Source organism: Streptomyces sp. NPDC029041, assembly GCF_040637515.1.
GTDB lineage: Bacteria > Actinomycetota > Actinomycetes > Streptomycetales > Streptomycetaceae > Streptomyces.
Genome location: NZ_JBEZWO010000031.1, coordinates 1 through 1398, shown reverse-complemented (window position 1 = coordinate 1398; position 1398 = coordinate 1). Strand labels below are relative to the sequence as shown.

Sequence of the window (1398 nt, the reverse complement as noted above, 5' to 3'; positions counted from 1 at the left end):
TCGAGACGACCGGCACCATGCTGCTCGGCTCCGAGATCGGCGCGGCCCTGACCGCGCTGGAGCCCCTCGGCATCGACATGATCGGCCTGAACTGCTCCACCGGCCCGGCCGAGATGAGCGAGCACCTGCGCTACCTGGCCCGCCATGCGCGTATCCCGCTGCTGTGCATGCCGAACGCCGGTCTGCCGATCCTCACCAAGGACGGCGCCCACTTCCCGCTCGACGCCGAGGGGCTGGCCGACGCCCAGCAGAACTTCGTCCGGGACTACGGTCTCTCCCTCGTCGGCGGCTGCTGCGGCACCACCCCCGAGCACCTGCGGCAGCTGGTCGAGCGCGTCCGGGACACCGCCCCCACCGAGCGCAGCCCGCAGCCCGAGCCGGGCGCCGCCTCCCTCTACCAGTCCGTGCCGTTCCGCCAGGACACCTCCTACCTGGCGATCGGTGAGCGCACCAACGCCAACGGCTCGAAGAAGTTCCGCGAGGCCATGCTGGAAGGCCGCTGGGACGACTGCGTGGAGATGGCCCGCGAGCAGATCCGCGAGGGCGCGCACCTGCTCGACCTGTGCGTGGACTACGTCGGCCGCGACGGCGTCGCCGACATGGAGGAACTGGCCGGCCGCTTCGCCACCGCCTCCACGCTGCCGATCGTGCTGGACTCCACCGAGGTCGACGTCATCCGGGCGGGCCTGGAGAAGCTCGGCGGCCGCGCGGTGATCAACTCGGTGAACTACGAGGACGGCGACGGTCCCGAGTCCCGCTTCGCCAAGGTCACGGCACTGGCCCAGGAGCACGGCGCTGCCCTGATCGCGCTGACCATCGACGAGGAGGGCCAGGCCCGCACCGCCGAGAAGAAGGTCGAGATCGCCGAACGGCTCATCGACGACCTGACCGGCACCTGGGGCATCCGTGAGGAGGACATCCTCGTCGACTGCCTGACCTTCACCATCTGCACCGGTCAGGAGGAGTCCCGCAAGGACGGCATCGCCACCATCGAGGGCATCCGCGAGCTGAAGCGCCGCCACCCGAAGGTGCAGACCACGCTCGGCCTGTCGAACATCTCCTTCGGCCTCAACCCGGCCGCCCGCATCCTGCTGAACTCCGTCTTCCTCGACGAGTGCGTCAAGGCGGGCCTGGACTCCGCGATCGTGCACGCCTCCAAGATCCTGCCGATCGCCCGCTTCAGCGAGGAGGAGGTCACCACCGCCCTGGACCTCATCCACGACCGCCGCGCCGAGGGCTACGACCCGCTGCAGAAGCTCATGCAGCTCTTCGAGGGCGCGACCGCCAAGTCCCTCAAGGCGGGCAAGGCCGAGGAACTGGCCGCCCTGCCCCTGGACGAGCGCCTGAAGCGCCGCATCATCGACGGTGAGAAGAACGGCCTCGAAGCGGACCTGGACG

The 1398-nt window shown here is 69.8% G+C and carries 1 protein-coding gene; it reads left to right on the top strand.

The window, feature by feature from the left end:
• A partial coding sequence (locus AB0F04_RS37775; protein ID WP_362050978.1) for a dihydropteroate synthase occupies positions 1 to 1398 on the top strand: 1398 nt, incomplete at both ends.